We start from the raw sequence: 25,597 nt of genomic DNA on the forward strand, positions 1-25,597 counted from the left end.
CCCCGACGACCGGCGACCCGTACTCAGCTCGAGGAAAGCGCGGTCTCGCTCTCCTCTGCCATCAGGATGAGGTCGACCGCCTCCGCCCGCGCGGTCTCGATCTCCGCAGTCGTCAGCCCAACGAGCCGCAGGCACGAGGCCGCGATCGTCGCATCGTCGTCATCGGCCGACTCGCCGTCGCGGCGCAGCTGGATGACCACCTCGGCGAGCTGGATGAGCAGCATTCCGAGACGTGACTCGTCCAGGCCGGCCACCGCATCCGGATGCGCAGCGGCCGCCCCGAGGCGCCCGTACGCCGCCCGCAGCTGGGCGCGTTCCTGACGGAACGCATCGAAGCGTTCGTCCTGGACCTCGGGGTGCAGGTAGAGCACGCCGATGTTGTGGGGTGTGCGGCGCAGCGTCCGCGCATCCATGCTCGCCAGGGCGTACAACGCTCCGGCCGCTCCGACGTCGTGCGGCACCCTCGTCTCGATCGAACGGACGAACTCGTTGCTCGGTCGCACGGAGTTGCTGAGCAGCTCGACCAGAATCTCGTCCTTGCCGGCGAAGTGGTAGTAGAGCGACTGCTGCCGGATGCCGACACGGTCGGCGATGGCCCGCGTCGAGGTTCCCGAGAATCCGGACTCGACGAAGAGGGCAGCCGCCGCATCCAGGATCTGCTCGCGTCCCGACAGCGGTGACGTCGCCCCGTCGGCCGCGGCGCGCGGACGTCCCGGCCGGTTCGGACTGACGGACGGCGAGCTCATGCCATAGATTGTGGCACCAACGCCGGGGCCTCCGCCGACGCGGCGGCCAGCCAGTTGCGCCAGCCTCGGAATGGCGTGATGTCGAGGGCGTCCTCGGTGGCGACCGGCTCGCAGAGGAAGCCTGCGACGACCCGTCCGTCCGTCAGCGTCACCCGGCCGATGGTCATCGGGGCGGGCAGCGCGCCGACGAACCGGGCGAACCCGGCGGCCGGTAGCGACCAGAGTTCGCCCGCGACCGATGCGCCGCCCGACGACACCCGCAGCATCCCCGGTTTGGGCGGGGTGGTCTCGAGCGCGAACAGGCGGTAGTCGGGCGTCGTGATCACGGCGCCGGCGAAGGAGCCGCCCGCGGAGACCAGCTGCCCGTTGAGCGGCTGACCGGTCAGGTGGGCGCCGACGACGAGGACGTCGACCGCCGGGGCGAGGATCAGCTCGGCGATGCGCGCGATCGCCCGATCGTGGAACGCGTCGGCGGTGAGCATGACTCCGAACGGAAGGCCCGCCACAGTGCCGGCCGGGATGGCGAGCGAGCACAGGTCGAGGAGGTTCGCGAAATTCGTGAACCTGCCCATCCTGCTGTTCGCGCCGACCGGGTCGGACGCGAGCTCGGCCAGCGTGGGGTGCCAGGTGGTGGTCGGCGTGAGCAGCGCGTCGCATCCGTCGAGCGCCGCGCGGCCGAGCAGGGCCAGCCGGTCGACGCGCTCGATGTCGGCGAACAGTTCGGCGGCCGTTCGGGATGCACCCGCGAGGATGATCGCGGAGACCGTGGGGTCCAGGTCCGGTCCGACGAGGTCGCGGTGGGCGTCGATGTGGGCGCCGACCGCCGCATACCGTTCGGCCACGAACGCGCCGTCGTAGAGAAGCTTCGCGGCGTCGAGCAACGGCTCGATGTCCACCTCGACGACCTCCACCCCGGCTTCGACGAGCCGATCGACCGTCGCCTGGAAGGCCTCGGCCCAGCCGTCGGCCAGCCCCGCGAGATGAGGAGCGGTGGGGATGGCGACGCGGGGGGCGGCCGCCACAGCGCCGACTTCGCGGGCGGCCGTCTCCGCAGCCGAGCGCGCCAGCGGGTCGAGTCCGTCGTCGCCCGCGAGGAGCTCGGCCGCGCGTCGGGCGAGCCCGAGGTCGCGGGCGAACACCGTCACGCAGTCGAGGCTGCGGCACGCCGGGACGACCCCGGTCGCGGGCACGAGACCACGGGTGGGCTTGACTCCGACGATCCCGTTCAGGGCTGCCGGCACACGACCGGATCCTGCCGTGTCGGTGCCGAGGGCGAGGTCCACGATGCCGAGCGCCACGGCGACGGCGGAGCCGGAGCTGGAGCCTCCGGAGATGCGCTCCGGGTCCCAGGCGTTCCGGACCGCGCCGTACGGGCTGCGGGTGCCGACGAGGCCGGTCGCGAACTGGTCGAGGTTCGTCTTGCCGATCACGATCGCGCCGTTGGCGCGCAACCTCGCCACCGCTGTCGCGTCGGCATCCGGTGCGTACGCGTAGCTCGGGGAGCCTGCCGTGGTCCGAAGACCGGCCACGTCGATGTTGTCCTTGACCCCGGCCACCAGGCCCGCGAGCGGGAGCACTTCGCCCGCCGCCACCCGAGCGTCGACCGCCGCAGCCTCGTGCGCCGCCGACGCCTCGTCGCGCAGGCTGATCCAGATCTCGGGGCGATCCGCCTCCCGAATGCGGGCGTAGGCGTCTCGGACGCGGGCGAGTGAACTCATTCGTGGGCTCCGATCGAGAGAAGTACCTGACCGGGCGACACCTGATCGCCCGCCGTTGCGTAGACACCGGATACGACCCCGTCGATCGGGGCGACCACCGGGGACTCCATCTTCATGGCCTCCAGCGCCATGAGCTTGTCGCCGGCGCTCACCACGGCGCCCGGCTCGACCGAGATCTGCCAGACGGTCGACGTGAACGGCGCCGAGACCGGGATCGAGCCGTCCGGCACCACGATCTCGTCCACGACGGTCGTCACCGCGGTGTCGTGCTGCCGATCGAATTCGCCCGAGGCGCGCCAGCGGTCCTTCTCCGCCTCGAACGCGGAGGTCTGCCGCGCGCGGAACGCCGCGATCGAGTCGGCGTTCTCGTCGAGGAAGGCTTCGTGGTCGGCGATCGCGAACGTGCCGTCGATCGTCTCGAAATCGCCACGCCCCGCATCCGTCTCCGCCCGCAGCTCCAGCAGTTCGTCCGCCGAGACCGGGTACCACTCGATGCGGTCGAAGAAGCGCAGCGCCCACGGGCTCTCTGCGAAGAGGCCCCCGCGGCGGAACCGGTTCCAGACCTGCACGGTGCGGCCGACGAACTGGTAGCCGCCCGGCCCCTCCATCCCGTAGATGCAGAGGTAGGCGCCGCCGATGCCGACCGAGTTCTCGGCGGTCCAGGTGCGGGCCGGGTTGTACTTGGTGGTCACCAGGCGGTGCCGCGGGTCGAGTGGGGTCGCGACCGGCGCTCCGAGGTAGACGTCCCCGAGGCCGAGCACGAGATAGCTGGCGTCGAAGACGGTGCGGTACACGTCGTCCACCGAGTCCAGGCCGTTGACCCGGCGGATGAACTCGATGTTCGACGGTGTCCACGGAGCGTCACTGCGAACCCCGTTCATGTAGCGCTCGATCGCCAGGTGGGTCGCCGGGTCGTCCCACGACAGCGGGAGCCGCACCGTGCGCGAGGGGACGACGAGTTCGGTGGTGGGCGGGATGTCCTCCTCGATCTCCTGGAGCAGCCCCGCGAGCGCCGTCGCCTTCAGCCCCGACGCATCCGTGTGGATCTGCAGCGAGCGGATGCCGGGCGTGAGCTCGACGACCCCCTTCGGCGCGTTCTCCTGCAGCGTCGTCATGAGCGCGTGCACACGCATCCGCAGCCCGAGGTCGAGCGTCATGTCGCCGTATTCGACCAGGAGGTTGTCGTCGCCGTCGCGTCGGTAGGTGACGCTGGGCCGCTCCTCGGTGGCGTCGGCGCGTGCGATGACGCCGTCGTCTCCGTCGCCTCCGGAACCGACCAGCACCGGTGACGAACGCCGCTCGACGAGCTCCTGAGCATCCGCCTCCCGCACCGGCACGAATCGGACGGAGTCGCCGGGCCGCAGCTGCCCGAGCTTCCAGAGCTCGCCGCTCGCGACGACCGCCGGGCAGACGAAGCCGCCGAGCGACGGCCCGTCCGGTCCGAGGATGATCGGAGTGTCGCCCGTGAAGTCGATCGCGCCGACAGCGTACGGGGTGTCGTGGATGTTCGACGGATGCAGCCCCGCCTCACCGCCGTCGCTGCGCGCCCATTCCGGCTGCGGCCCGATGAGGCGCACGCCGGTGCGGGCCGAGTTGTAGTGGACCTCGTAGTCGGTCGCGTAGAACTCGTCCAGGTCGCGCCGGGTGAAGAATTCGGGTGCGCCGTGCGGACCCTCCGTCACCCCGACCTGCCAGCCGGCGGTGAGGGCCGGCCGGCGTTCGAGTGGTGTCGGTCCCCCGATCGTGCTGAGCCGGGAGCCCGCAGGGAGGGCGGGATGCGGCGCATCGGAGTCGGGCGATCCGAGCCGCAGCACATCGCCGGGTGCGAGTGCACGGCCGGCGTGGCCGCCGAAGCCGCCGAGCGTGAAGGTGGATGCGCTGCCCAGATAGAGAGGAACGTCGATACCGCCGCGCACGGCGAGGTAGGTGCGGAGGCCGGGACCCGGCATCGTCCCCAGCTCCAGCGTGGAGCCGGCCGGGATGGCGATCGGTTCCCAGAGCACGACCGGCTCGCCGTCCAGTGACGCCGGGATCGGCGCGCCGGCCAGCGCGACCAGCGTCGGTGTGCTGAAGCGGAGGCTCGGTCCCGTCGCCGTGATCTCCAGGCCCGGTGCCCCGGCTGGATTGCCCACGGCGAGGTTCGCCTCGGAGAGCGAGACAGCATCCATCGGCCCGCTCGGCGGAACGCCGATCTGCCAGTAGCCCACGCGACCCGGGAGATCCTGCACTGTCGTCATCGCACCCGCCTCGATCACCTCGATGCGCGGATCGGGATCTGCGGTGACGTCGAGCGTGGAAGTGGAGTGCGTGGCCGAGCGAAGCGCCGTGTCTTCGGTCAGGGAGCGCAGGAGCCCGAGGTTGGTGACGACGCCGTCGACCCGGCTCGCCTCCAGGCCTTCGCGCAACAGGTCGAGAGCATCCTCGCGGGTCTCGCCGGTGGCGATGACCTTGGCGAGCATCGGGTCGTAATAGGGCGATACTTCGAGCCCGGTCTCGATCCAGCCGTCGACGCGCACACCGGCGAGAGCTGGCGCTCCAGTGCCGGGGAAGACCGCCTGCGTGACGAGCCCCGAGCTCGGAAGGCCGTGGTTCGAGGGATCCTCGGCGTAGACGCGGGCCTCGAACGCCGAACCCGACGCCTCGAACGTCGTTGTGAAGAGATCGGAATCCAGTCCGTCGGTGCCGTCACGCGCGAGCCGCAGCATGAGTTCGACGAGATCGACGCCGTACGCCTCCTCCGTCACGGGATGCTCGACCTGCAGGCGCGTATTGACCTCGAGGAACGACGCCTCCTCGCGGATCGGGTCGTAGACGAACTCCACCGTGCCCGCCGAGCGGTAGTTCACGGATGCGGCGAGCGCACGCGCAGACTCGTGCAGCTGCTGACGCACGGCGTCCGGAAGTGCCGGCGCCGGCGCCTCCTCGATGACCTTCTGGTTGCGGCGCTGCAGCGAGCAGTCGCGGTCGCCGATGATGGCGACACGGCCGTCGCCCGCACCGAACAGCTGCACTTCCACGTGCCGCGCCGGGCGCACCAGACGCTCGAGGAAGACGCCGTTCGAGCCGAAGTTCTTCTCGCCGAGCCGCGCGACCCGTTCGAACGCTTCCCGCACCTCGCCCAAAGTGGCGCATGCCTGCATCCCAATGCCGCCACCCCCGCCGGTCGCCTTGAGCATGACGGGCAGGCCGATGCGGTCGGCCGCCGCGACCGCCTGCTCGGCGTCGGCGAGCAGGCCCGTACCGGCCAGCATCGGCACCCCGGCGAGCGCAGCCAGCTCCCGGGCGGTGTGCTTCTCACCGAAAGCGGCGATCTGGTCGGGGGTCGGTCCGATGAACGCGATACCCGATTCCTCGACGCGGCGCGCGAAGTCGAGGTTCTCCGAAAGGAAGCCGTAGCCGGGATGGATGGCCCCCACGTCCAGCCGCAGGCACGCGTCGAGGATCCCGTCGATGTCGAGATAGGAGTCGCGCGCCGGCGCGGGTCCGAGACGGACGGCTTCGTCTGCCTCGCGCACATGGGGCGCCGCACGGTCCGCATCCGAGAAGACGGCGACCGTCCGGAGGCCGAGATCGCGGGCGGTGCGGATGATCCTCCGGGCGATCTCGCCCCGGTTCGCGATCAGGAGGGTGTCGAAGGCGGTCACGCGGCGTCCGTTCCGGTTGTCGGGGCGGTGACGATCATCCGCAGCGGGGTGCAGTTGAAGTCGTTGCAGGGGTTGTTCAGCTGTGGGCAGTTGGAGACGATGACGAGCACATCCCGCTCGGCGCGGATCGCGACGCGCTTGCCGGGTGCGGAGAGGCCGTCGACGATGCCGAGGGCGCCATCCGCCTCCACAGGGACGTTCATGAACCAGTTGAGGTTGGAGACGAGGTCACGCGCACCCAGGCCGTAGCGGGAGGCTTCGGCCAGGAAGTTCTCGCGGCAGCCGTGCTGGTATTCGGTGTGCTGCCCGTAGCGCAGGGTGTTGGACTCCTTGGAGCAGGCGCCGCCGATGGTGTCCTGACGATCGATCTCATTCACGACCACGGTCATCAGCGGACGACCCAGGTTCGACCGAAGGACGGACCCCTCGCGGATGTAGGCGTTGCCCTGCCAGGCGAGCGTATCCGGCACCGAGTACCGCTCGTCGGCGTCTGCCGCGTCGTAGATCAGGCAGTCCGCCGACTGGTTGCCGCCGACATCGACGATCGTCAGCACCTGGCCGGTGCGCACGATTCCCGACCACGGTGCGAGCGGGGCGACCGTGTCGTCCAGGATGATCGTGCCCGCGACGGCGGGACCGGATGGATCGAGCACGGTTCCCTCTGCCAGGGCCGGGACCACAGGCACGGTCGTCTCGATGGTTCGGGCGCCTGAGCGGTCGGTGGTGGTCGTGAGTGTCATAGTCCGCGCGCCTCCGCATAGTCGATCGAGTTCAGGTAGGCACGGTGCAGCTCGGGCGACGCGCTGAACCGCGGGTCGCCTTCACCGGTGGCCGTCCCGCGCCAGGCGTGGACACGGAGCGGTCCGACCACGTAGTCGTCGGAGGGGTCGAGTGGATGCGGAACGTTCGCGATCAGGATCAGCAGCGGGAGCTCCGCCACCAGCTCCACCTGGGTTCCGGCGCCCGCCGAACCGAGGAATGCCAGCGTCCCATCCGCCTCGACGCGCACGCCCTGGAAGAACGAGACGCTCGGCGGCAGGTCGCGCGTCGTCAGGCCGTGCTTCGCTGCGGCCAGCGTGAAGAGCGACCGCCCGGAGGGCGCCGGACCCTGCGGGGCGGCGGACCCGTATTTGTGCGACGCGAACTCGTCCGTCGTGGTGCCGCAGAAGGCGTCGTGGCGGCTCGAGGTGTCAGCCGTGATCGTGGCCAGGATGCGCCCGTCACCCGAGAGCAGCGGGTGGCCGGTGGCGAGATAGGCCTGCCAGGGGATCTTGACGGTGTCGGCCACGTTCAACCGCTCCGAAGTCTCCAGAGCGTTGTAGACGATGACATGAGCGCAGGCGAGCCCGGTCGGGTCGTCGAGCCGGATCCTCGTGCCGCGGTCGAGTACTTTGTGCGTGTACCCGCCCGGGGCCACCGTTTCCGCCCAGGTGAGCGACGCAGGGTCGACGCCGGGCGGAATGTGCGGCGACGAGGATGCCGGCCGGTACGGGCGGTAGTCGGACGTCCGGGCCGACTGGGCACGGGCGTCCGCCTGCGAGGCGCGCACACTGTCCGTCTGGTGGAGTTCTGCGATCGAGGGCATGGTGCGGTTCTTTCCGTAGCGGTGCGAGAGGATCAGGATGCGGTCGCGTCGGCGACGATGGGCACCTCCGCCGTCACCGGCAGGTGACCGAGCTGGATGGCGCCGTCCCGCGCCCGGTTGCGCAGATGCACGATGACGCCGACAGCGAGCGTGGCTCCGATGAAGAGCACAGCGCTCCACTGCAGCCACCAGGTGTTGCCGGTGAGGTCGTAGATCTCGGGGCGGGGCCAGGCGAGGTTGATGATCATGCCGACCTGGTAGACCACGGCGATGACGTTGAGCGGGACTCCCCAGCGGCCGAGCGTGAACGTACGTTTCCCGGTCTCGTCGACCCCCGAGGGCATCCCGGCACCCCGCCTGCGGAGGCGGGTGACGAGCAGAGGGGCCGTCACGCCGAGGTACGCGATGTACAGCATGGCGATGCAGAGGCTGGAGAGCGCGGTGAAGATGGCGCTCTGGCCGAAATTGACGGCGAGCGCCAGCGCCGCGCCGACGCCGACCGCGATACTGGCGGCGATCGGCGTGCCTGTGCGCGGCGACACCGTGGCGAGCGTTCGCCAGAACGGAAGCGAGCGTTCGCGGGCCATCGAGTAGAGCATCCGCGAGCCCGCAGTCTGCACCGCGAGGGTGCAGGCGAACACGGCGACGACCACGGCGATGAGGATGAGGCGGCCGAAAACCGGGCCGAGCCGCTCGGTGAGCACCCACGCGATGCCGCCGGTGGCGAGTTTGCCGTCGGTGAGGCTCGGCGCGGAGACGAGCGTCGCCACGATCAGCAGAGCGCCCCCGAGGCCGGACACGACGACCGCGCGAACAATCGTCTTCGGGATGGTCTTGCGCGGGGCGTGGGTCTCCTCGGCGAGCTCCCCGGCCGAGTCGAATCCGACGAGGACATACGCGGCCATCAGCGACGAGGCCAGCCACGCCCAGATGTACGGGCTGTCGGTGGGCGCCGCGCCCTGGGTCGTGAAGACGACGGATGGGCTGCGCACGGGGAGGAGGAACAGCGTCACGACGACCACGGCGACGCCGATGATCTCGACCAGTACGCCGACGCTCGTCGTGATCGCCATGAGCCGGACACTGATGATGTTCACCAGGGTGGTGATCACCAGGAGGATGAGGCCGAGCACGACAGCGTTCTGTGCGCCCGTCGGCGAGGTCAGCGAGGGATCCGCGCCGGGGCCGCCGACCATCTGGAATCCGTCCCAGATGGACGGGAGCACCGCCTGGACGGCGATGGCCGCCACCGCGACGGTGAGGATCTGCGCGATGATCATGACCCAGCCGGTGAACCAGCCGAAGGTCGTGCCGGCCATCCGACTGGACCACTGGAAGATCGCGCCCGAGATCGGCCAGCTCGCAGCGAGCTGCGCGAAGTTCAGCGCGACGAGGAGCTGGCCGGCGAACACCAGCGGCCACGTCCAGAAGAACGCAGCGCCACCGAAGCCGAAGCCCAGGCCGAAGAGCTGGAAGACGGTGGTGAGGATCGAGACGAACGAGAAGCCGGCGGCGAACGACGCGAACGAGCCGACACCGCGGCGCAGTTCCTGGGCGTAGCCGGAGGGGGGAAGCGGTTGATCGAGAGCACTCATGGGGAAACACCTTCCGCAGGTGGAGCATCCGATACCTGTCAGGTGACAGGTGCATTGATGCAATGCTCGACGCCAGCGATTGCCCCGGGATTACCCCCGTGTTAACTTCACGTTTCGATATCGCCGGCGGCCGTCAGCGCCTGCAAGGAATATAGTTAGTTCACGTACAGCAACTAATTCGTTACGCATGTGAACTCGGAGCATTTCTTTGGCGACCCGCACCGGCATCTTCAACAAAGACCACCCGCACTACCGCTGGGTAGCCCTCAGTAACACCACCCTCGGCATGTTGATGGCGACGGTGAACGCCTCCATCGTGCTCATCTCACTTCCGGCGATCTTCAAAGGGATCGGCCTGAACCCGCTCGAGCCGGGAAACGTGAGCTACCTGCTCTGGATGCTGATGGGCTACATGCTCGTCACGGCAGTGCTCGTCGTCACCTTCGGGCGCCTCGGCGACCAGTACGGCCGCGTGCGCATCTACAACCTCGGCTTCGCGATCTTCACCGTTGCGGCCATCGCGCTCTGGCTCGTTCCCTTCACAGGTGGACCCGGCGCCATGTGGCTCATCGTCTGGCGCTTCGTTCAGGGCGTGGGCGGTGCGATGCTGTTCGCGAACTCGACGGCCATCCTGACCGATGCGTTCCCGGCCAACAAGCGCGGCTTCGCCCTCGGCCTCAACCAGGTCGCCGCCATCGCCGGAAGCTTCATCGGTCTCATCGTCGGCGGCCTCCTCGCGGCCTGGGACTGGAAGGCCGTGTTCTTCGTCAGCGTGCCCATCGGCATCGTCGGCACCATCTGGTCGTACAAGTCGCTGCACGAGGTCGGCACCCGCAACCCGGGCCGCATCGACTGGCTCGGAAACGCCACCTTCGGCATCGGCCTCGTCGCCCTGCTGACCGGCATCACCTACGGCATCCAGCCCTACGGCGACAGTTCCACCGGGTGGGGCAACCCCTGGGTGATCGGGTCGATCGCGGGCGGGATCCTCCTGCTCGTATTCTTCGTCTACCTCGAACTGCGCGTGCCGTCGCCGATGTTCAACATGCGCCTGTTCCGCATCCGCTCGTTCGCCAGCGGAATCTTCGCTGGACTCCTCGCCGCCATCGGTCGAGGCGGCCTCCAGTTCATGCTGATCATCTGGCTGCAGGGCATCTGGTTGCCCCTGCACGGCTTCTCGTACGAGGAGACACCGCTCTGGGCCGGCATCTACCTGCTGCCGGTCACCATCGGATTCCTCATCGCGGGCCCGATTTCCGGCGCACTCTCCGACCGGTTCGGCGCACGCGGGTTCGCAACAGTCGGTCTGCTGCTCGTCGCCGCGACCTTCATCATGCTGCTGCTGATCCCGGTGAACTTCGAGTACTGGGAGTTCGCCGTCATCACCGGTCTGAACGGCATCGGGTCCGGCCTGTTCAGCGCCCCCAACCGCACGTCGATCATGAACAGTGTGCCCGCCTCCGAGCGCGGGTCCGCATCCGGGATGGCCGGCGCCGCCCTGAACGCCGGAAGCTCCCTGTCGATCGGCATCTTCTTCTCGCTCATGATCGCCGGCCTCTCGGCCTCGCTTCCCACGGCGCTGACCAACGGCCTGACGGCTCACGGAGTGCCGGGGCCGGTCGCGACGGCCGTCGGGCAGACTCCGCCTGTCGGCAGCCTGTTCGCAGCCTTCCTCGGCTACAACCCGATCCAGAGCATCCTTCAGCCGACCGGAGTCCTCGACAAGCTGTCGCCGGCGAACGTGCAGGCGCTCACCGGTCACGAGTTCTTCCCTCAACTCATCTCCGGACCCTTCCATGACGGCCTCGTGGTCGTGTTCGTCGCGGCGGCGGTCATGTCCGTGATCGCGGCGATCGCGTCGTTCCTGGGCGGAGCCAAGTATGTTCATGAAGAGAAGCTCGTCGAGCAGAGAGTCGAAGAAGCGAGTGCGAGCAGGGCGTAGGGCAGGGAGGCGGACACGATGACGGACAACAGGAGCCTTCAGAGTGCTGATTCCGCGACGTCCCCGACGGGAGCGACGAGCGACACTCCGGCGTCGCTGAACGCCTTCGTGGAATTCGACCCGGTCGGCGCGACGACGGCTGCGCCGGACGAGACGGACCTCGCACAGGACACCGACGACGACCTCGCCGGACGCCTCGCGCTCGCGATCGGACGCCTCAACAGGCGCATGCGCTCCTCCACCGGCGGCCTGAGCCACGGCCAGCTCTCGGCCCTGTCGAGCATCGTGCGCAAGGGTCCTCTGCGGCCGAGCGAGCTCGCGGCCATCGAGGTCGTCGCAGCTCCCACCATCACCCGCGTCGTGGCCGACCTGGAGGCGCGCGGACTCGTGCAACGACAGCCGGACGCAGATGACCGCCGCTCAGTCTTCGTCGAGGCGACGGATGCGGGGGTCGAGCTGCTCCTGCGCGCCCGTTCGGACCGGGCGCGCACAGTCCTGACGCTGCTCGCCGAGCGCACCCCTGACGAGGTGGAGAGCATCCGTGCCGCCCTCGCCGCCCTCGAGGCTGCGGCGAACATCGACCCCACCGACCCCTGAGCGGCCTGCCGGCGCACTACTCGGCGGTCGGTGGATGCGGACATAAGTGGATGCGGGCAACCCGTTGGGCGGCGACTGGCATGTAGGCGGTCGGGGGCTCGACGACGAACCCGGACACACGAATGCCCCTCCGGTGAGGAAGGGGCATTCGCGCCGGCCACACGCACACGTGGCGTCCGGGGGATGAGGCGGCGGGCCGCCCATCCGGTCTACGGGGTGACGGGGAGCAACGGGCGGGCGCCGGGGCGCACCGCGAGCAGGTCGGGCAGGGCGGACGGGCCCATCCCCCGGTCGTGCAGCAGACAGGCCACGCTCCGGTGCGGCTCCTCCGCCTCGAACCGTGTCGGCCCGAGGATGGGCTCCACGGCACGGCAGGCGTCGAACGCGAACGGACAGCGCGGGTTGAACCGGCATCCGTGGGGCAGGTGCAGCAGGTCGGGCGGGGATCCGGGGATGCCCGCGAGTTCCCGACGCTCACCGTGGAGCGGAGGGAACGAGTGCAGCAGCCCGGCCGTGTACGGATGCCGTGGCTGGCGGTACACCTCTTCTGCGGTCGCATCCTCGACGATGTTCCCCGCGTACATGATCGCAATGCGGTCCGCCATCTCGAGCAGCAGGGACACGTCGTGGGTGATGAAGATCACCGAGAAGCCGAGCTGGTCCTTCAGGTCGATGATCTCTTCGACGATCTGACGCTGCATGACGACGTCGAGGGCGGTCGTCGGCTCGTCCATGATGACCACTTCGGGCTCCAGGGCGAGCGCCATCGCGATCATGATGCGCTGGCGCATCCCGCCCGAGAGCTGGTGCGGGAAGCTGTCCAGGCGGTCGGGCGCGATGCCGACCAGCTTGAGGAGTTCGACGGCCCGTTTGCGCATCAGGTGCGCCGGCATCTTCTCGTGGGCTGCGATGCCGTCCATCAACTGCCGGCCGATCCGGTGCACCGGGTTGAGTGAGTTCATCGACCCCTGGAACACGATCGCCGTGTCCTGCCAGCGGCGGTTGCGCAGTCCCTTCTCCGACATGCGGAGCAGGTTGTACGAGTGGCCATCGCGGGAGCTCGTGAAGACGGCCTCTCCGCCGGTGATCACCCCGGGCGGCGGCAGCAGGCGGGTCGCGGCGTAGGCGAGCGTCGACTTTCCGCATCCACTCTCTCCGGCGAGCCCCAGGATCTCTCCCGCGTTGAGTGTGAGGCTCACGTTGGAGAGGGCGTGCACCGCGTTCTCGTCGTAGCCGTAGTCGACGGACAGGTTGCTGATCTCGAGTACCGGTTTCTTCGTCGCCGGCCGGCTGGCCGGTGCGACGCGCTCTGCGATCGTCATGCGTTCACGCCTTCCTTGGTCGTGCGGCTCGCTGCCGGGATCGTGCGGCTCGCGGCCGGCTCGCCTTCGCGATACACCGGGGTGAAGCCGATCCGGGCACGGATCTTCTTCTTGCGCAGAACCCCCGCGTTGGCCGCCGTGCTGCGCAGGCGCGGGTTCACGAACTCGTCGATCCCGAAGTTGATCAGAGTGAGCGAGGTGCCGACCGCTGCGATGCAGAGTCCGGCGGGGACGAACCACCACCATGCGCCGAGGACCAGCGCCTGGCTGGACTGCGCCCAGAACAGCACGGTCCCCCAGTTCCAGGTCGAGATGCTGGTCACGCCGATGAACGCGAGGGTCACCTCGGAGAGGATGGCGAAGATCACGGTTCCGATGAACCCCGACGCGATGATGGCGGTGAGGTTGGGCATGATCTCGAAGAAGATGATGCGCCAGAGCGGCTCACCGTTCGCGCGCGCCGCCTCGACGAAGTCGCGCTTGCGCAGCGAAAGCGTCTGGGCTCTCAGGATGCGCGACCCCCACGCCCAGCCGGTGAGCGCGATCACGAGGGCGATGGTCACCCCGCCGGCCGAGGGCAGCAGCCCCGCGATGATGATGATGAGCGGCAGGGCCGGGATCACGAGGAACACGTTCGAGACGAGCGAGAGCACCTCGTCGCTCGTGCCGCCCAGGAATCCGGCGGTCACACCGACGATCACCGAGATGATCGTGGCGAGGAAGCCCGCGAGGAAGCCGACGACCATGACGCCTCTGGTCCCCACGAGCAGTTGCGAATAGATGTCCTGGCCGGTGATCGTCGTGCCGAGCCAGTGCTCCGGGCTCGGCGGCTGCAGCGAATCCGGACTGGTCGCGCTCGGATCGTACGGCGCGATGTACGGGCCGATGATCGCGATCAGCGTGAAGAATCCGAGGATGCACAGCCCGATGACCGCTTTGCGGTTGCGGAAGATGCCGAGTGTCGAACGGCGGCGGCGCGGTGCGAGCACCGGGGTCGAGTCGACGGTGATGCCTGCGACGACACCCGAATCAGCTTGTACGGACATGGGTCAGCCCTCCGCTCTGGTGCGTGGATCGAGGAACGTGTATGCGACGTCGGCGAGCATGTTGGCCACGAGCACCGAGATGGTGACGACGAGGAACACTCCCTGCATGAGCGGGTAGTCCTTCGACCCGATCGCCTGGAACAGCACGTAGCCGACACCGGGGTAGGAGAAGACCATCTCGGCGACCAGCGTGCCGCCGACGATGAAGCCGAGGGACAGCGCGAAGCCCGACACACTCGGCAGCACTGCATTGCGTGCCGCGTAGCCGAGCATGACCTTGCGCTCGGGCAGGCCCTTCGCCTGCGAGACGGTCACGTAGTCTTCGCTCGAGACGGTCACCATCATGTTGCGCATGCTGAGGATCCAGCCCGAGATGGAGCTCGCGATGATCGTGAGCGCGGGCAGGATGCCGTGGTAGATGGCGCCGCTGATGAAGTCCCACGACCATCCGGGGACCGTCGCCGGGTCGTACCCGCCGGAGGCCGGGAACCAGCCGAGGTTGACCGCGAAGATCGAGATCGCGATGAGTCCGAGCCAGAAGTAGGGGATGGACGAGAAGAAGCTCGTGACCGGGAGGATGTTGTCCGCCCAGGTCCCGCGGCGCCAGCCGAGGCCGACGCCGGCGAGGGTGCCGAGTGCGAATCCGATCACCGTCGAGATGCCGACGAGGGCGAGGGTCCACGGCAGCGACTGGAGCAGGATCTCGCTCACCGGGGTGGGGAAGTAGGTGAACGAGATCCCGAGGTCGCCTTTGAACAGGTTCTGCCAGTAGGTGACGTAGTCCTGCCACACGGTGGTGTGCTTGTTGAGGCCGAACAGAACGTAGAGGGAGGCGACGGCGTCGGTGCTCAGGCGTCCCTGGAACTTGTTGATGAGCGACTGGACCGGGTCACCGGGCAGCAGGCGCGGGATGAAGAAGTTCAGCGTGATGGCCGCCCACGCGGTGAAGAGGTAGAAGGCGACACGACGGAGGAAGAATTTCATGCGTGCACCCCGAATGCAGCTTCGCGTTCGGCGGTCGCGTCGTCGGCGTACAGCCAGCATGAGGCCTGGTGCTCGTCGGTCACCTGGAAAACGGGCGGCGCCTCGGTGCGGCAGCGCTCCATGGCGAACGGGCAGCGCGGGTTGAACCGGCAGCCCGCAGGCGGTGTGATCAGGCTCGGGGGCTCGCCCTGAGCTTTGGTCTCGGAGCGCGTCGACAGCACGTCGGGGTCGGGAGCGGATGCGATGAGCAGCTGCGTATACGGGTGCGCCGGACGCTGGGTCACCTCTTCGCTCGGTCCCCGTTCGACGACCTGGCCCGCGTACATGACCATCGTCTGGTCGGCGAAGTAGCGGGCGGATGCGATGTCGTGCGTGATGTAGAGGATCGCGAGGTTGAGGCGCTCCTTCAGGTCGCGCAGCAGGTTGAGCACCCCGATGCGGATGGACACGTCGAGCATCGAGACGGGCTCGTCGGCGAGCAGCACCTTCGGGTTCGCACCGAGTGCGCGTGCGATGGCGACGCGCTGGCGCTGGCCGCCCGACAGCTCGTGCGGGAACTTGCCGAGGTAGCGCTCCGACGGGGTCAGGTCGACCTGGCCGAGGAGCTTGCTGAGCAGCTCTTCGCGCTCCGCCTTCGAAGCACGCGGGTGATGGATGCGAACCGAGCGTGTCAGCACGTAGCGGATCTTGTGGATGGGGTTCAGCGACGCGAACGGATCCTGCAGGATCATCTGCACGTTGCGGCAGTACTGCCGGAACGCGCGTCCCGAGTGGGCGTTCACCGGCTCGCCGTTGAGGAGGATGGTGCCGCCCGTGTGGGTCAGCAGCTGGGCGATCAGTCGTGAGACCGTCGACTTGCCGCTCCCCGATTCGCCGACGAGGGCGACGACCTGGCCCCGGTACAGCTTCATGTCGACGCCTTCGACTGCATGGACGACCTTCTTACCCGGTCCGCGGACCGGAAAATGCTTGGTGAGGTTCACCGTCTCGAGAACGGGGATCTGCGTCGTCGCAGCCCTCGCATCCCGCACCTCATCGTGCGTGCTCATAGCACTCCCTGCTTGTGTGTGGACCAGAAACCGAAGGGCGGGTGGGCCCGGCGCCATGCCGGACCCACCCGCGGCTGTCCTACTTTCCGGACACCGGCTTCAGGTGCATGACAACCTGCGAGAGGCTGGGCTGCGTCGGCTGGGGCACCGCATACGGGTCCTTCGCCGTCGGGAAACCGGTCCAGTACTTCGTGCTGAACTCGGCACCGATCGGACCTGCCGCCATCGGGATGACCGGGACCTGTTCGACCATGATCTTCTCGAGGGTGTACATGTCCTGCTTGCGCTGGTCCTCATCCGTCGTCGTGGCGTAGTCGGCGAGGGCCTTCGTGGCTTCGTCGCTCTTGAAGCGGCCGAAGTTCCACGAGGCAGCCTGGCCCAGCGGCTTCAGCTGGGTGCCGTCCATGGTGTCGGAGTAGATGTCCCACGGCGTCGCGCCCGTGTTCGTCCAGTGCAGGGTGGCCTGGAAGTCACCGGAGGCGACCGCCGAGGTCCAGGCGTCGACCGTCGGGGTCTCGACCGTGGCCTTCACGCCGATCTTGGACAGGTTGTCCGCCATGATCTGCAGCGAAGCGAGGTAGTCCGACCATCCGGCGGGGTCCTGGAACGTGACCGTGACGGGCTTGCCCGACGGGTCGATCAGGTTCGAGCCCTGGTAGGTGTAGCCCGCATCCGTGAGCACCTTCTTGGCGCCGTCGATGTCGACGGTGGCCTTCTTGCCCTTGTAATCCGGAGCCGTGAACGCGTCACCTGCAGGTGACGGGAGACCCGTGACCGTGTCGACGAGGCCCTTGAAGCCGGAGTAGCCCTGGACGTGAACGGCGTTGCGGTCGATCACCATGTTGGCGGCCTGTCGCATCGCCACGTTGTCGAACGGGGCTTTGGCGGTGTTCAGGAAGAGAGCGTCGATTCCCAGACCGGTCGGCAGGTACGCGTTGTTGGTCGGGCTCTTCTTGACGTACGTGTTGTCGATGTCCGGGATGAACACGTAGCTCCACTGCGACTGTCCGCTGAGGAGCGCCGCGGTCTGCGCGTTGTTGTCGGTGTACGACGTGAACTGGATCGACGGGACCGGAGGCTTGCCACCCCAGTACGTGTTGTTGGGCGAGAAGGTGATGACTTGCTGGGTCCAGCTCTTCAGCGCGTACGGACCGGTGCCGACGGGCTTCTGGTTGGTGTCCTTCGTCGGGTCGGAGATCTTCGACCAGATGTGCTCCGGAACGATGTACTTCTGGAGGACCTTCGTCTGGTTGAGGAACTGGGAGGTCGTGAACTTGATGGTCGCCGTCTTGTCGCTCGAATCAGCCGACTCGATCGGCAGCGCGTCGGTGTTGAACGCCGGCGTGCTCTTCAGCAGGTTGAACGTGTAGGCGATGTCGGCGGCGGTGAAGTCCTTGCCATCCGACCACTTGACGCCTTCGCGCGGCGTGACCGTGAGCTCGGTGAAGTCCGAATTCCACTTCCACTCCTTGGCGAGCCACGGGGTCGGGTCCTTGGCGGGGAGAGTGGGGTTCCACTGCGCCAGGGGTTCGTAGATCAGGTAGGTGTATCCGAGGATCGCCGCGGACGACGTCGTCACGAACGGGTTCGAGTTGTTGGACTGCGGGCCGTCGGGCATGCCGATGGTCAGCGGGTGGAGGTTGCCCCCACCGCTGTTGTTGCTTCCAGCACAGCCCGTCAGTACCAGCCCGACCGCGAGCGCGGTCGCCGCCAGGCCAATCATTCTGCGTTTCACTACAGTGCCTCCTTGCATTGATGGGAAAGGGAGGGCGCGTTGGGCGCCATCCCGTGACGGGCGCCTAGGCGTCCGGTGGTGCAGCGTGACCCGTCGGCGGGGACATGTCGACGGTGACTCCGTCGGACAGGTCACGACTTGATGCGCCGGTTCGCACGGTGTACGGACCGGTGGCGAAATCCCAGGAGTGCGCCTGGACGTTCCAGATCTCGAAGGCTCGGCGCGGCACGGCGATGCGGACACCTGCGCTGTGGCCGGGCTCGAGGTCTGCGATGGTGAAGCCGGCCAGCCAGCGGACGGGCCGGTCGACCGGAGACGTGACGTCTTCGAGGTAGAGCTGTGGGATGGCGCGTCCGGGGCGCGATCCGGTGTTGGTGACAGGCACGGTCACGATGAGTTCGTCGCCGTCCCAGCCTTCGATCGTCTCGGGGCCGGACGAGAAGGTCGTATAACCGAGACCGAAACCGAAGGGCCGCGCCGGGGTCCGGTCGAGCCGATCCCAGCCGCGGTGGCCGACGTCGATGCCTTCCGTGTATTCGATGACGCCGTCGACCGGGAGGGCATGCGGCACCGGGACGTCGGCCTCGGATGCGGGGAGCGTCCAGGGCAGGCGGCCGCCGGGTTCGATCGTGCCGAGGAGCGCATCCGCCAGCCCGTTTCCGGCCTCCTGGCCGGGAAGCCACCACCAGAGCACCGCGGCGACCTCGTCGAGCCACGGCAGGATGAGCGGGCCGCCGGCGTTGACGACGACGACGGTGCGCGGGTTGGCCTCCGCCACGCGGCGCACCAGCTCGTTCTGCCGGCCGGGCAGTTGCAGGTCGGGCCGGTCCCAGCCTTCGGACTCCGTCTCCTCGTTCGTCCCGATGATCACGACGGCCACGTCGGCGAGTCGGGCGGCCTCGACGGCCTCCGCGATCTCGCCATCGACGTCGGGGTCGTTCGGCTCGTGCCGGAGCTCGAAACGGACGAACGTCCCGTAACCGGCGGCGTCGACGACCTGGACTTCGGCGTGGATTTCGACGGTGACCGGACCGCTCACCTCGTCGACGGCGAACCGGCGACTCGGGCCGTCCGGGTGGTTCGCAGAAGAATCGAGGATGACGTCGTGGCCGACGATCGTGGTGGACCGCGAGACGAGTTCTTCGCCGAACCAGACGCGGTGCGCTCCGGAGAGGCCGACCTCCAGGCGGTGGACACCCGGGGTGGAGAGGCGGACGGATGCGCGGATGCGCGCCTTGCGCGCGTCGAGAGGAACGTGGCGGTTCCAGCTCTCCCGGGCCTCGACGATTGTCGCGGCGCCCAGGGGGTCGCCGCCGGCGTCGAGCAGCGTGAGCTCGTAGCCGGCGGTGCCGTCCGGGGCGCTGACCAGTCCGCGCCCGATCGGGTGGGCGTGCCTGCGGCCGGTGCCGCCACGGTGGACTGTGACGACGGCGTTCGGAAGGGCGGCACGGATGGCGTCCTCAGCGGTCGAGAGGTACGGCGCGTCGACGAACGCGCTTCCGCCGCCCTGCACGAACGGCTCGACGGCGTTCGGACCGATGAGCGCGACGGTGGCGACAGCGCCCGGGTCGAGCGGGAGGAACGAATCCTCGTTGCGGAGGAGGACGATCGAGCGGGCGACGGCCTCGCGCAGCAGCGCACGGGTCTCGGGCGCGAACGGCAGGTCCGGGTCGACGAGGGGCGTCGGCTCGTCCCCGATCGCGCCGACACGCTCGCCCAGTCGGAGGATGCGCCGCACCTTGTCGTCGATGACGCTCTCGGGGACGTCGCCTGCGCGAACCGCCGCGGCGAGCTTCTCCTCCCACGGGCCGCCCGGGCCGGGCATCACGAGGTCGAGGCCACCGACCGCCGACTCGACTGTCGTGTTGGTGGCGAGCCAGTCGCTGACCACGACGCCGTCGAAGCCCCACTCGCCTTTGAGAACGTCGTTGAGGAGCCGGCCGTGTTCGGTGGACGGCGCCGTCTGGACTCCGTCGTCGACCTGATTGTATGCGGCCATGACCGACCACACGCCGGCGTTCCGCACGGCGTGCTCGAACGGAGCCAGGTACACCTCGCGCATGGTCCGCTCGTCGATGCGTGCGACATAGGTCGTGCGGTCGGTCTCGGATTCGTTGCCTGCGAAATGCTTGACGCTCATCCCGACACCGCGGTCCTGGGCGGCGGCGATGAAGCTCGAGCCGACTCGGCTGGTCAGGTACGGGTCTTCGGAATAGCACTCGAAGTGCCGGCCGCCGACCGGGGTGCGCTGGAGGTTCACGACCGGGGCGAGCACCACATCCGTCCCCTTGCGCTTCGCCTCGTCCGCGACGAGGGAACCGAGGCGAGCCACGAGGTCGAGGTCCCAGGAGGCGGCGACGGCGGACGGGCTGGGGAGCTGTGCGGACGGGGTCGGATCGTCGTCGACGCCGCGGACTCCGATGGGTCCGTCGGAGACGACCAGCGGGCGGAGGCCGGCTTCGGGGAAGGTGTGGAGCGTCCATGCGGTGGCGCCGGTGAGGAGCCGGACCTTGAGCTCGAGCGGGACGGTCGAAAGATCGATCGAGTCGGTGATCCACGGGGTGCCGAGACCGGTACCGGGGGACGTCTGCATGTCTATACTCCAGAGGGCGGCTCGTCGTTGATCCGCGTTCCTGCGGCTCATCGTTGATCCGCTGGAGCCACTGTAGACCAAACTTACTGACTTGTTTGTAAGTAAATTGGATTACAATTCGATAACGTCGTCGAAGACCCTGCCGGAGGAAAGAGAATGGCCCCAACGCTTCACGGATCCACGTATCCCGTGGCCGCGGCAGACAAGGTCGTCAAGCCGCAGGCGCGCACGGCTGCGAAGCGCGAGCGCATCCTCGACGCGGCCATGGCGGTCTTCGCCGCGCGCGGGTTCAACAACGGTTCGCTCATCGAGATCGCCGAACAGGCCGGGATGACGCACGCGGGCGTACTGCACCATTTCGGCTCGAAAGACCAGCTGCTCATCGCCGTGCTCGACCACCGCGACCAGGTCGACGTCGTCCACCTCGAAGGCCAGCATCCGCCGGTCGGCAAAGACCTGCTCGACCACCTCGTCCGGACCACCGAGATCAACGCGACCCGGGCCGGGATCGTGCAGACCTACGCCGTGCTCTCGGCCGAGTCCGTGACCGAAGATCACCCCGCGCAGGAGTATTTCCGCGATCGCTTCACCGGCCTCCGCGGGATGGTCGCCGAGGCGTTCCGGGAGACCGCGCCGGCCGACGTCGAGGAGGCGCGCCTCTGGCAGGCGGCCTCTGCACTCATCGGCGCGATGGACGGCCTCCAGGTGCAGTGGCTCCTCGAGCCGGGCGCGGTCGAGATGCCTGCGGCGGTCGCGGCCGTCATCGACGGCCTCATCCAGTGGCTGAACGGGCCGACCGAAGGCCGCTGACCGGCGTGCTCGCGGCGAGCTGTCGCGAGTTGGCCCACCGTGTCGTTCTGGCCCCGTGATAGCGACACACTGGGCCGGGTGAGCTCCGTCTGAGGCGGGCGGCGTGGGATGCGAAAGGCCCCCTCCCGAGGACGGGAAGGGGCCGGTCGCGCGTTGCGTTAGACGTTCGCGGCCAGGTCGGTGATCACCTGGTCGCCCGGGATGGCGTCGGCGAACTCCGCCTCGATCTCGGCGCGGCCGAGCAGCTCGTCCATGCGACGGCGACGCTGCTTCGGGATGAGCGTGACGACCGTGCCCTGCTTGCCGGCGCGGCCCGTACGGCCCGAGCGGTGCAGGTAGGTCTTGTACTCGTCGGGAGCGTCGGCCTGGATGACCAGGTCGATGTCGTCGACGTGGATGCCGCGGGCTGCCACATCCGTCGCCACCAGCACGTTGACCCGGCCGCTCGTGAGCTGTGCGAGGTTGCGCGTACGGCGGGACTGGTTGAGGTCGCCGTGGAGGCTGACCGCCGGGATGCCGGCGTCGTCGAGCTGGTCGGCGAGCTGTTCCGCGAAGGCGCGGGTGCGGGCGAAGACGAGGGTCTTGCCCTCGCGGTCGGCGAGCTGCTCGATGATCCGGCCCTTGTCACGGTGCTCGATGACGAGCACGCGGTGGTCGATCGTGGACGACGCCTGGTCTTCACCGGCGACCTCGTGCACTGACGGCTCCGGCAGGAACTCGTTGACGAGCTGGGCGACGCCCTTGTCGAGCGTGGCCGAGAAGAGCAGCTTCTGCCCGCCTTCGGACGTCTCGCGCAGGATGCGCTGCACGGGCTCGAGGAAGCCCAGGTCGCACATGTGGTCGGCCTCGTCGAGCACCGTGATGGTGACTTCACTGAGGTCGAGTCGGCCCTGTTCGATCAGGTCTTCGATGCGTCCGGGCGTGCCGATGACGATGTCGACACCGCGCTGGAGGGCGCCGACCTGACGGCCCTGGGGAACGCCGCCGTAGATCTGCGTCGTGAAGAGGCCGACACTGCGTGCGATGGGCTGCACGGTCCGGTCGATCTGCAGCGCCAGCTCACGGGTCGGAGCCAGGATGAGGGCGCGCGGCTTGCGGCCCATCTGACGCTTCTTGCCGCCGCCGTTCTCCATGAGCTTCTCGACGAGAGGAGCACCGAAAGCGATGGTCTTTCCGGAGCCGGTGCGGCCGCGGCCGAGCACGTCCTTGCCTGCGATGACATCGGGGATGGTCGCGGCCTGGATCGGGAAGGGCGATGCGGCACCGAGCTCGATGAGGGCGTTGACGATGTTGCCGCCGAGGCCCAGATCGGCGAAGGTCACGCCTTCGACGTCGACAGCCTGGATGGCATCGGCTTCGAGCCGCTCGAGCACGACGTCGTCGGCCGGGGTGAAGTGAGCCTTCTCATCACGGGTGAGGGTAGAACTTCGAGTCGCCGCCTTCGTGGCGCGGACGGTCATTGCCGAAGTCGCGGCGCGGGGCACGGTCGTTGTAGGCGGGGCGCTCACTGCGCTGCGGGCGGTCACCGTAAGCGGGACGCTCGGTGCGCTGCGGGCGGTCACCATAAGCCGGACGCTCGGCACGCGGAGCGCGGTCACCGTAAGCGGGACGCTCGGCGCGCTGCGGACGGTCACCATAAGCAGGGCGCTCACTGCGCTGCGGACGGTCACCATACGCGGAACGCTCCGTACGCTGCGGGCGGTCACCATAAGCCGGACGCTCTGTGCGCGGGGCGCGGTCGCCATACGCAGGACGCTCACTGCGCTGCGGGCGGTCACCATACGCAGGACGCTCACTGCGCTGCGGGCGGTCACCATACGCAGGACGCTCACTGCGCTGCGGGCGGTCACCATAAGTCGGACGCTCGGAACGAGCGGGGCGATCACCATAAGCAGGACGCTCACTCCGCTGCGGGCGATCGCCGTAAGCCGGACGCTCACTGCGCTGCGGGCGCTCACCATAAGCAGGACGCTCACTCCGCTGCGGACGATCGCCATAAGCGGGACGCTCGGTCCGCGCACCGCGCGGCTCCCAGCTGGAGCCCTTGGCGCGCGGCTCCCAGTTGGGGCGCTCGCTGCGACCGGCCGACGGACGGCCTTCTGCGCGAGCTGCGCGCTCGTCTGCGTTCCAGCGCTGCTTCTTGGGGGCTGCGCCCTCTTCGGCGGGACGGTAGCCACGGTGTCCGGGGCTGCGGCTGCCCGACTTGGGTCCGCCCTTGCGAGCGCTGTCGCGGGGTTCGAAAGTTTTGCCGTGCGGCTTCTTGAAGTTGGCCATAGGTATTTTCCTGGGTTGTCTTGAGTGCATGACTGAACGCACGACGATTCGTCGTGGTCATAAGAAACCCGGGCAAGTCTTTGGCCGGGACCGTTCACATACAGTGATCATTCGCCCGCCGTTTGGCGGTGAAACCGGCCCACCTGACTTACAAACCCATCCGCGTACAACACGCGGTGTCAAGAGCCGACCTTCCTACGTTACCGGATGCTGCCTGTGAAGTCACGGAGACTTCCGGGAATCCCGCCTCCACTCCAGCGCGATGACCCCGGCGACGATGACGAGAAGCGCGAGCAGCTGCCACGCCGCAGGCGCCACGAGACCCAGAAGGATGCTCGCTGCGGCGAGCGCCGCCCCCGCGTATCGCAGCGCGGCCGGACCGAGCGCGAGCTCCTGGCGGTAGCGCGCATCCCCGACCAGGTACAGCGCGACGCCCGCTCCGAGCAGGATCACTCCGGCAGCGGGTGCGACAGCGAAGACGTCGCCGATGGTGAGCTTCACCCCGGCCGCGAACAGCACGAGGCCGAAGATCATCACGTAGTGGTCGAGTGCGAAAGCGGTGAGCGCGAGGTACGCGCGCTGCTGCGTGGGAGCACCCGTCATGCTGCGGCCGGCGCGCTCGTCGTCTCCGGTGAAGTAGCACCACCAGAGCGCAGCGACGACCCCGACGCAGAGCACTGTCCCCACAAGGATGGCGAGGTCGAACGGGTGGCCGCCCGCGCCGACGCCGACCGAGACGATGGACTCGCCGAACGCGATGATCATCAACAGGCCGTGCCGCTCGACGAAATGCGATGCGCCGATGTCGAAGCCGACCGGGCCGCTGGTGAACGACGTCGAGACCAGCACCGCGATCGCGAGCGCGAAGAGGATCCAGTCGGCCGGGCCCGTGACGAAGCCCGCGACGATGAGGAGCACCGCCCCGCCGGCGTTGAACGGGATCACCCGCAGCATCGAGCGAGCGGACCCGGGAGCCCCGAACGCGGCGAAGAGACCGAAATGGATGAGGACGATCGCGAGGTACGCGAAACCGAACAGGATCCCGGTGGCGTCGAACGCATCCGGAATCGCGACCGCGAGCAGCAGGAACGCGACCATCGCACCGACCAGCCCGATGCGCAGGCCGGCACCTTCACCGGACTGGTTGGTCAGCCAGGCGAACGCGTCGTACATCCACCACACGACGGCCATCGTCAGCGCAGCCTGCGCGACGCCGGCGCCGGTCGGATGCGCGACCACGATCTCGGTGACCTGCGTGATCGTGAACACGAAGACCAGGTCGAAGAGCAGTTCCACCGACGAGACACGTTCGGTGGCGCGGGCGAGGCGTTGGGCCATGAAGCGAGCGTAGCCGCGAGCTTGTTATCGTGGTCGGGTGACTGTGACCATCGCGATCGAGCCGCCGCGCGACCCGGAGATCGAGGAGCTGCTGCGCCTCGGCGACGAATTCGCCTTCTCGCTGTATCCCGCGGAGAGCTGCTACCTGCTCGATGTGAGCGAACTCGAGCGGCCCGGCGTCACGGTCTTCGTCGGCCGCGATTCCGCCGGTCGCGCACTCGGTATGGCCGCCCTCGTCGAAAGGGCCGATGGCACCGCAGAACTGAAGCGGATGTTCGTGCACGAGGATGCGCGCGGTCAGGGTCTCGCATCCGCCCTCATGGACCGGCTCGAAGGGGCCGCCGCCGCCGCAGGCGTCCAGGCGATCCAGCTGGAGACGGGTCCGCTGCAGCACGCGGCCATCGCGCTGTACGAGAATCGCGGGTACACGCGCATCCCCAACTTCGGACCGTACGTCGGCGACGACTTCAGCGTCTGCTACGCGAAGCCGATCGTCGCGCCCTCCCCCGCCGCTTCCGTCCCCGCGCACTAGTTCCGCCCCGCCGCACTCGTACGACCGAGTGCGCTCAGACCGAACACGTGCGGCGAGCGCACGACCGAGTGCGCTCAGACCGAACAC

19 protein-coding genes are annotated in these 25,597 nt (G+C 68.5%); 5 read left to right on the forward strand and 14 right to left on the reverse strand.

The window, feature by feature from the left end; translation table 11 throughout:
* Positions 1-23: 23 nt before the first annotated feature.
* The 6 genes from AAYO93_RS16300 to AAYO93_RS16325 are packed head-to-tail and all read right to left on the reverse strand — an operon-like array spanning position 24 to position 9,288.
* The gene (locus AAYO93_RS16300) at positions 24-746 is read right to left on the reverse strand and encodes a TetR/AcrR family transcriptional regulator (protein WP_345762217.1); all 723 of its coding nucleotides are present in this window, start codon (positions 744-746) and stop codon (positions 24-26) included.
* Positions 743-2,464: an allophanate hydrolase gene (atzF, locus tag AAYO93_RS16305; RefSeq protein ID WP_345762218.1), complete on the reverse strand. Its 1,722-nt coding sequence runs from the start codon at positions 2,462-2,464 to the stop codon at positions 743-745. The genes AAYO93_RS16300 and atzF overlap by 4 nt, the downstream gene beginning before the upstream one ends.
* Positions 2,461-6,108 carry an urea carboxylase gene (uca, locus tag AAYO93_RS16310; protein WP_345762219.1) on the reverse strand — a complete coding sequence of 1,216 codons (3,648 nt, stop codon included), beginning with the start codon at positions 6,106-6,108 and terminating at the stop codon, positions 2,461-2,463. The genes atzF and uca overlap by 4 nt, the downstream gene beginning before the upstream one ends.
* Complete coding sequence (locus AAYO93_RS16315) at positions 6,105-6,848, reverse strand: urea amidolyase associated protein UAAP2 (protein ID WP_345762220.1); 744 nt, start codon at positions 6,846-6,848, stop codon at positions 6,105-6,107. The genes uca and AAYO93_RS16315 overlap by 4 nt, the downstream gene beginning before the upstream one ends.
* On the reverse strand, positions 6,845-7,693 hold the full coding sequence (locus AAYO93_RS16320) for an urea amidolyase associated protein UAAP1 (protein WP_345762221.1): 849 nt from the start codon (positions 7,691-7,693) through the stop codon (positions 6,845-6,847). The genes AAYO93_RS16315 and AAYO93_RS16320 overlap by 4 nt, the downstream gene beginning before the upstream one ends.
* Positions 7,694-7,725: 32 nt before the next feature.
* A complete protein-coding gene (locus AAYO93_RS16325; RefSeq protein WP_345762222.1) occupies positions 7,726-9,288 on the reverse strand; it encodes an APC family permease in 1,563 nt (520 codons plus the stop codon).
* 208 nt (positions 9,289-9,496) lie between these two features.
* Here AAYO93_RS16325 and AAYO93_RS16330 point away from each other — a divergent pair, with 208 nt between their 5' ends.
* On the forward strand, positions 9,497-11,230 hold the full coding sequence (locus tag AAYO93_RS16330; RefSeq protein ID WP_345762223.1) for an MFS transporter: 1,734 nt from the start codon (positions 9,497-9,499) through the stop codon (positions 11,228-11,230).
* 18 nt (positions 11,231-11,248) lie between these two features.
* Positions 11,249-11,827 carry a MarR family winged helix-turn-helix transcriptional regulator gene (locus AAYO93_RS16335; protein WP_345762224.1) on the forward strand — a complete coding sequence of 193 codons (579 nt, stop codon included), beginning with the start codon at positions 11,249-11,251 and terminating at the stop codon, positions 11,825-11,827.
* Between the two features lie 209 nt (positions 11,828-12,036).
* Here AAYO93_RS16335 and AAYO93_RS16340 read toward each other — a convergent pair whose 3' ends face one another.
* The 6 genes from AAYO93_RS16340 to AAYO93_RS16365 all read right to left on the reverse strand — a co-directional run bounded on the left by AAYO93_RS16340 (position 12,037) and on the right by AAYO93_RS16365 (position 20,556).
* Complete coding sequence (locus AAYO93_RS16340) at positions 12,037-13,149, reverse strand: ABC transporter ATP-binding protein (protein WP_345762225.1); 1,113 nt, start codon at positions 13,147-13,149, stop codon at positions 12,037-12,039.
* Complete coding sequence (locus tag AAYO93_RS16345) at positions 13,146-14,195, reverse strand: ABC transporter permease (RefSeq protein WP_345762226.1); 1,050 nt, start codon at positions 14,193-14,195, stop codon at positions 13,146-13,148. Before AAYO93_RS16345 ends, AAYO93_RS16340 begins: the two co-directional genes overlap by 4 nt.
* Before the next feature lie 3 nt (positions 14,196-14,198).
* Positions 14,199-15,179, reverse strand: coding sequence for an ABC transporter permease (locus AAYO93_RS16350; RefSeq protein ID WP_345762227.1), 981 nt, complete (start codon positions 15,177-15,179; stop codon positions 14,199-14,201).
* On the reverse strand, positions 15,176-16,228 hold the full coding sequence (locus AAYO93_RS16355; RefSeq protein WP_345762228.1) for an ABC transporter ATP-binding protein: 1,053 nt from the start codon (positions 16,226-16,228) through the stop codon (positions 15,176-15,178). Before AAYO93_RS16355 ends, AAYO93_RS16350 begins: the two co-directional genes overlap by 4 nt.
* A 79-nt stretch (positions 16,229-16,307) precedes the next feature.
* On the reverse strand, positions 16,308-17,963 hold the full coding sequence (locus tag AAYO93_RS16360; RefSeq protein WP_345762229.1) for an ABC transporter substrate-binding protein: 1,656 nt from the start codon (positions 17,961-17,963) through the stop codon (positions 16,308-16,310).
* 64 nt (positions 17,964-18,027) lie between these two features.
* Entirely contained in the window at positions 18,028-20,556 is a 2,529-nt protein-coding gene (locus AAYO93_RS16365) for a beta-glucosidase family protein (protein ID WP_345762230.1), read from the reverse strand.
* Positions 20,557-20,712: 156 nt separating this feature from the next.
* On the opposite strand from AAYO93_RS16365, the gene AAYO93_RS16370 reads away from it, so the two are divergent.
* The gene (locus AAYO93_RS16370) at positions 20,713-21,366 is read left to right on the forward strand and encodes a TetR/AcrR family transcriptional regulator (protein ID WP_345762231.1); all 654 of its coding nucleotides are present in this window, start codon (positions 20,713-20,715) and stop codon (positions 21,364-21,366) included.
* A 158-nt stretch (positions 21,367-21,524) separates the two neighbouring features.
* Here the strand turns inward: AAYO93_RS16370 and AAYO93_RS16375 are convergent, their stop codons facing one another.
* The gene (locus AAYO93_RS16375; RefSeq protein ID WP_345762232.1) at positions 21,525-22,826 is read right to left on the reverse strand and encodes a DEAD/DEAH box helicase; all 1,302 of its coding nucleotides are present in this window, start codon (positions 22,824-22,826) and stop codon (positions 21,525-21,527) included.
* On the opposite strand from AAYO93_RS16375, the gene AAYO93_RS16380 reads away from it, so the two are divergent.
* The gene (locus tag AAYO93_RS16380; RefSeq protein ID WP_345762233.1) at positions 22,810-23,664 is read left to right on the forward strand and encodes a hypothetical protein; all 855 of its coding nucleotides are present in this window, start codon (positions 22,810-22,812) and stop codon (positions 23,662-23,664) included. The two genes, AAYO93_RS16375 and AAYO93_RS16380, sit on opposite strands and share 17 nt — an antisense overlap.
* Positions 23,665-23,862: 198 nt before the next feature.
* Here the strand turns inward: AAYO93_RS16380 and AAYO93_RS16385 are convergent, their stop codons facing one another.
* Complete coding sequence (locus AAYO93_RS16385; protein WP_345762234.1) at positions 23,863-24,978, reverse strand: low temperature requirement protein A; 1,116 nt, start codon at positions 24,976-24,978, stop codon at positions 23,863-23,865.
* 37 nt (positions 24,979-25,015) lie between these two features.
* On the opposite strand from AAYO93_RS16385, the gene AAYO93_RS16390 reads away from it, so the two are divergent.
* Positions 25,016-25,510: a GNAT family N-acetyltransferase gene (locus AAYO93_RS16390; RefSeq protein WP_345762235.1), complete on the forward strand. Its 495-nt coding sequence runs from the start codon at positions 25,016-25,018 to the stop codon at positions 25,508-25,510.
* Positions 25,511-25,597: the final 87 nt, after the last annotated feature.

The sequence above is a fragment of the Diaminobutyricibacter sp. McL0608 genome (assembly GCF_039613825.1).
In the GTDB taxonomy this organism is placed as follows: domain Bacteria; phylum Actinomycetota; class Actinomycetes; order Actinomycetales; family Microbacteriaceae; genus Diaminobutyricibacter.

Coding starts and splice junctions, on each gene's coding strand:
- AAYO93_RS16315 (WP_345762220.1), bottom strand. CDS start 6,848: ATGACACTCACGACCACCACCGACCGCTCAGGCGCCCGAACCATCGAG.
- AAYO93_RS16340 (WP_345762225.1), bottom strand. CDS start 13,149: ATGACGATCGCAGAGCGCGTCGCACCGGCCAGCCGGCCGGCGACGAAG.
- AAYO93_RS16345 (WP_345762226.1), bottom strand. CDS start 14,195: ATGTCCGTACAAGCTGATTCGGGTGTCGTCGCAGGCATCACCGTCGAC.
- AAYO93_RS16385 (WP_345762234.1), bottom strand. CDS start 24,978: ATGGCCCAACGCCTCGCCCGCGCCACCGAACGTGTCTCGTCGGTGGAA.
- AAYO93_RS16370 (WP_345762231.1), top strand. CDS start 20,713: ATGGCCCCAACGCTTCACGGATCCACGTATCCCGTGGCCGCGGCAGAC.
- AAYO93_RS16320 (WP_345762221.1), bottom strand. CDS start 7,693: ATGCCCTCGATCGCAGAACTCCACCAGACGGACAGTGTGCGCGCCTCG.
- atzF (WP_345762218.1), bottom strand. CDS start 2,464: ATGAGTTCACTCGCCCGCGTCCGAGACGCCTACGCCCGCATTCGGGAG.
- AAYO93_RS16355 (WP_345762228.1), bottom strand. CDS start 16,228: ATGAGCACGCACGATGAGGTGCGGGATGCGAGGGCTGCGACGACGCAG.
- AAYO93_RS16300 (WP_345762217.1), bottom strand. CDS start 746: ATGAGCTCGCCGTCCGTCAGTCCGAACCGGCCGGGACGTCCGCGCGCC.
- AAYO93_RS16375 (WP_345762232.1), bottom strand. CDS start 22,826: ATGACCGTCCGCGCCACGAAGGCGGCGACTCGAAGTTCTACCCTCACC.
- AAYO93_RS16325 (WP_345762222.1), bottom strand. CDS start 9,288: ATGAGTGCTCTCGATCAACCGCTTCCCCCCTCCGGCTACGCCCAGGAA.
- AAYO93_RS16335 (WP_345762224.1), top strand. CDS start 11,249: ATGACGGACAACAGGAGCCTTCAGAGTGCTGATTCCGCGACGTCCCCG.
- AAYO93_RS16365 (WP_345762230.1), bottom strand. CDS start 20,556: ATGCAGACGTCCCCCGGTACCGGTCTCGGCACCCCGTGGATCACCGAC.
- AAYO93_RS16350 (WP_345762227.1), bottom strand. CDS start 15,179: ATGAAATTCTTCCTCCGTCGTGTCGCCTTCTACCTCTTCACCGCGTGG.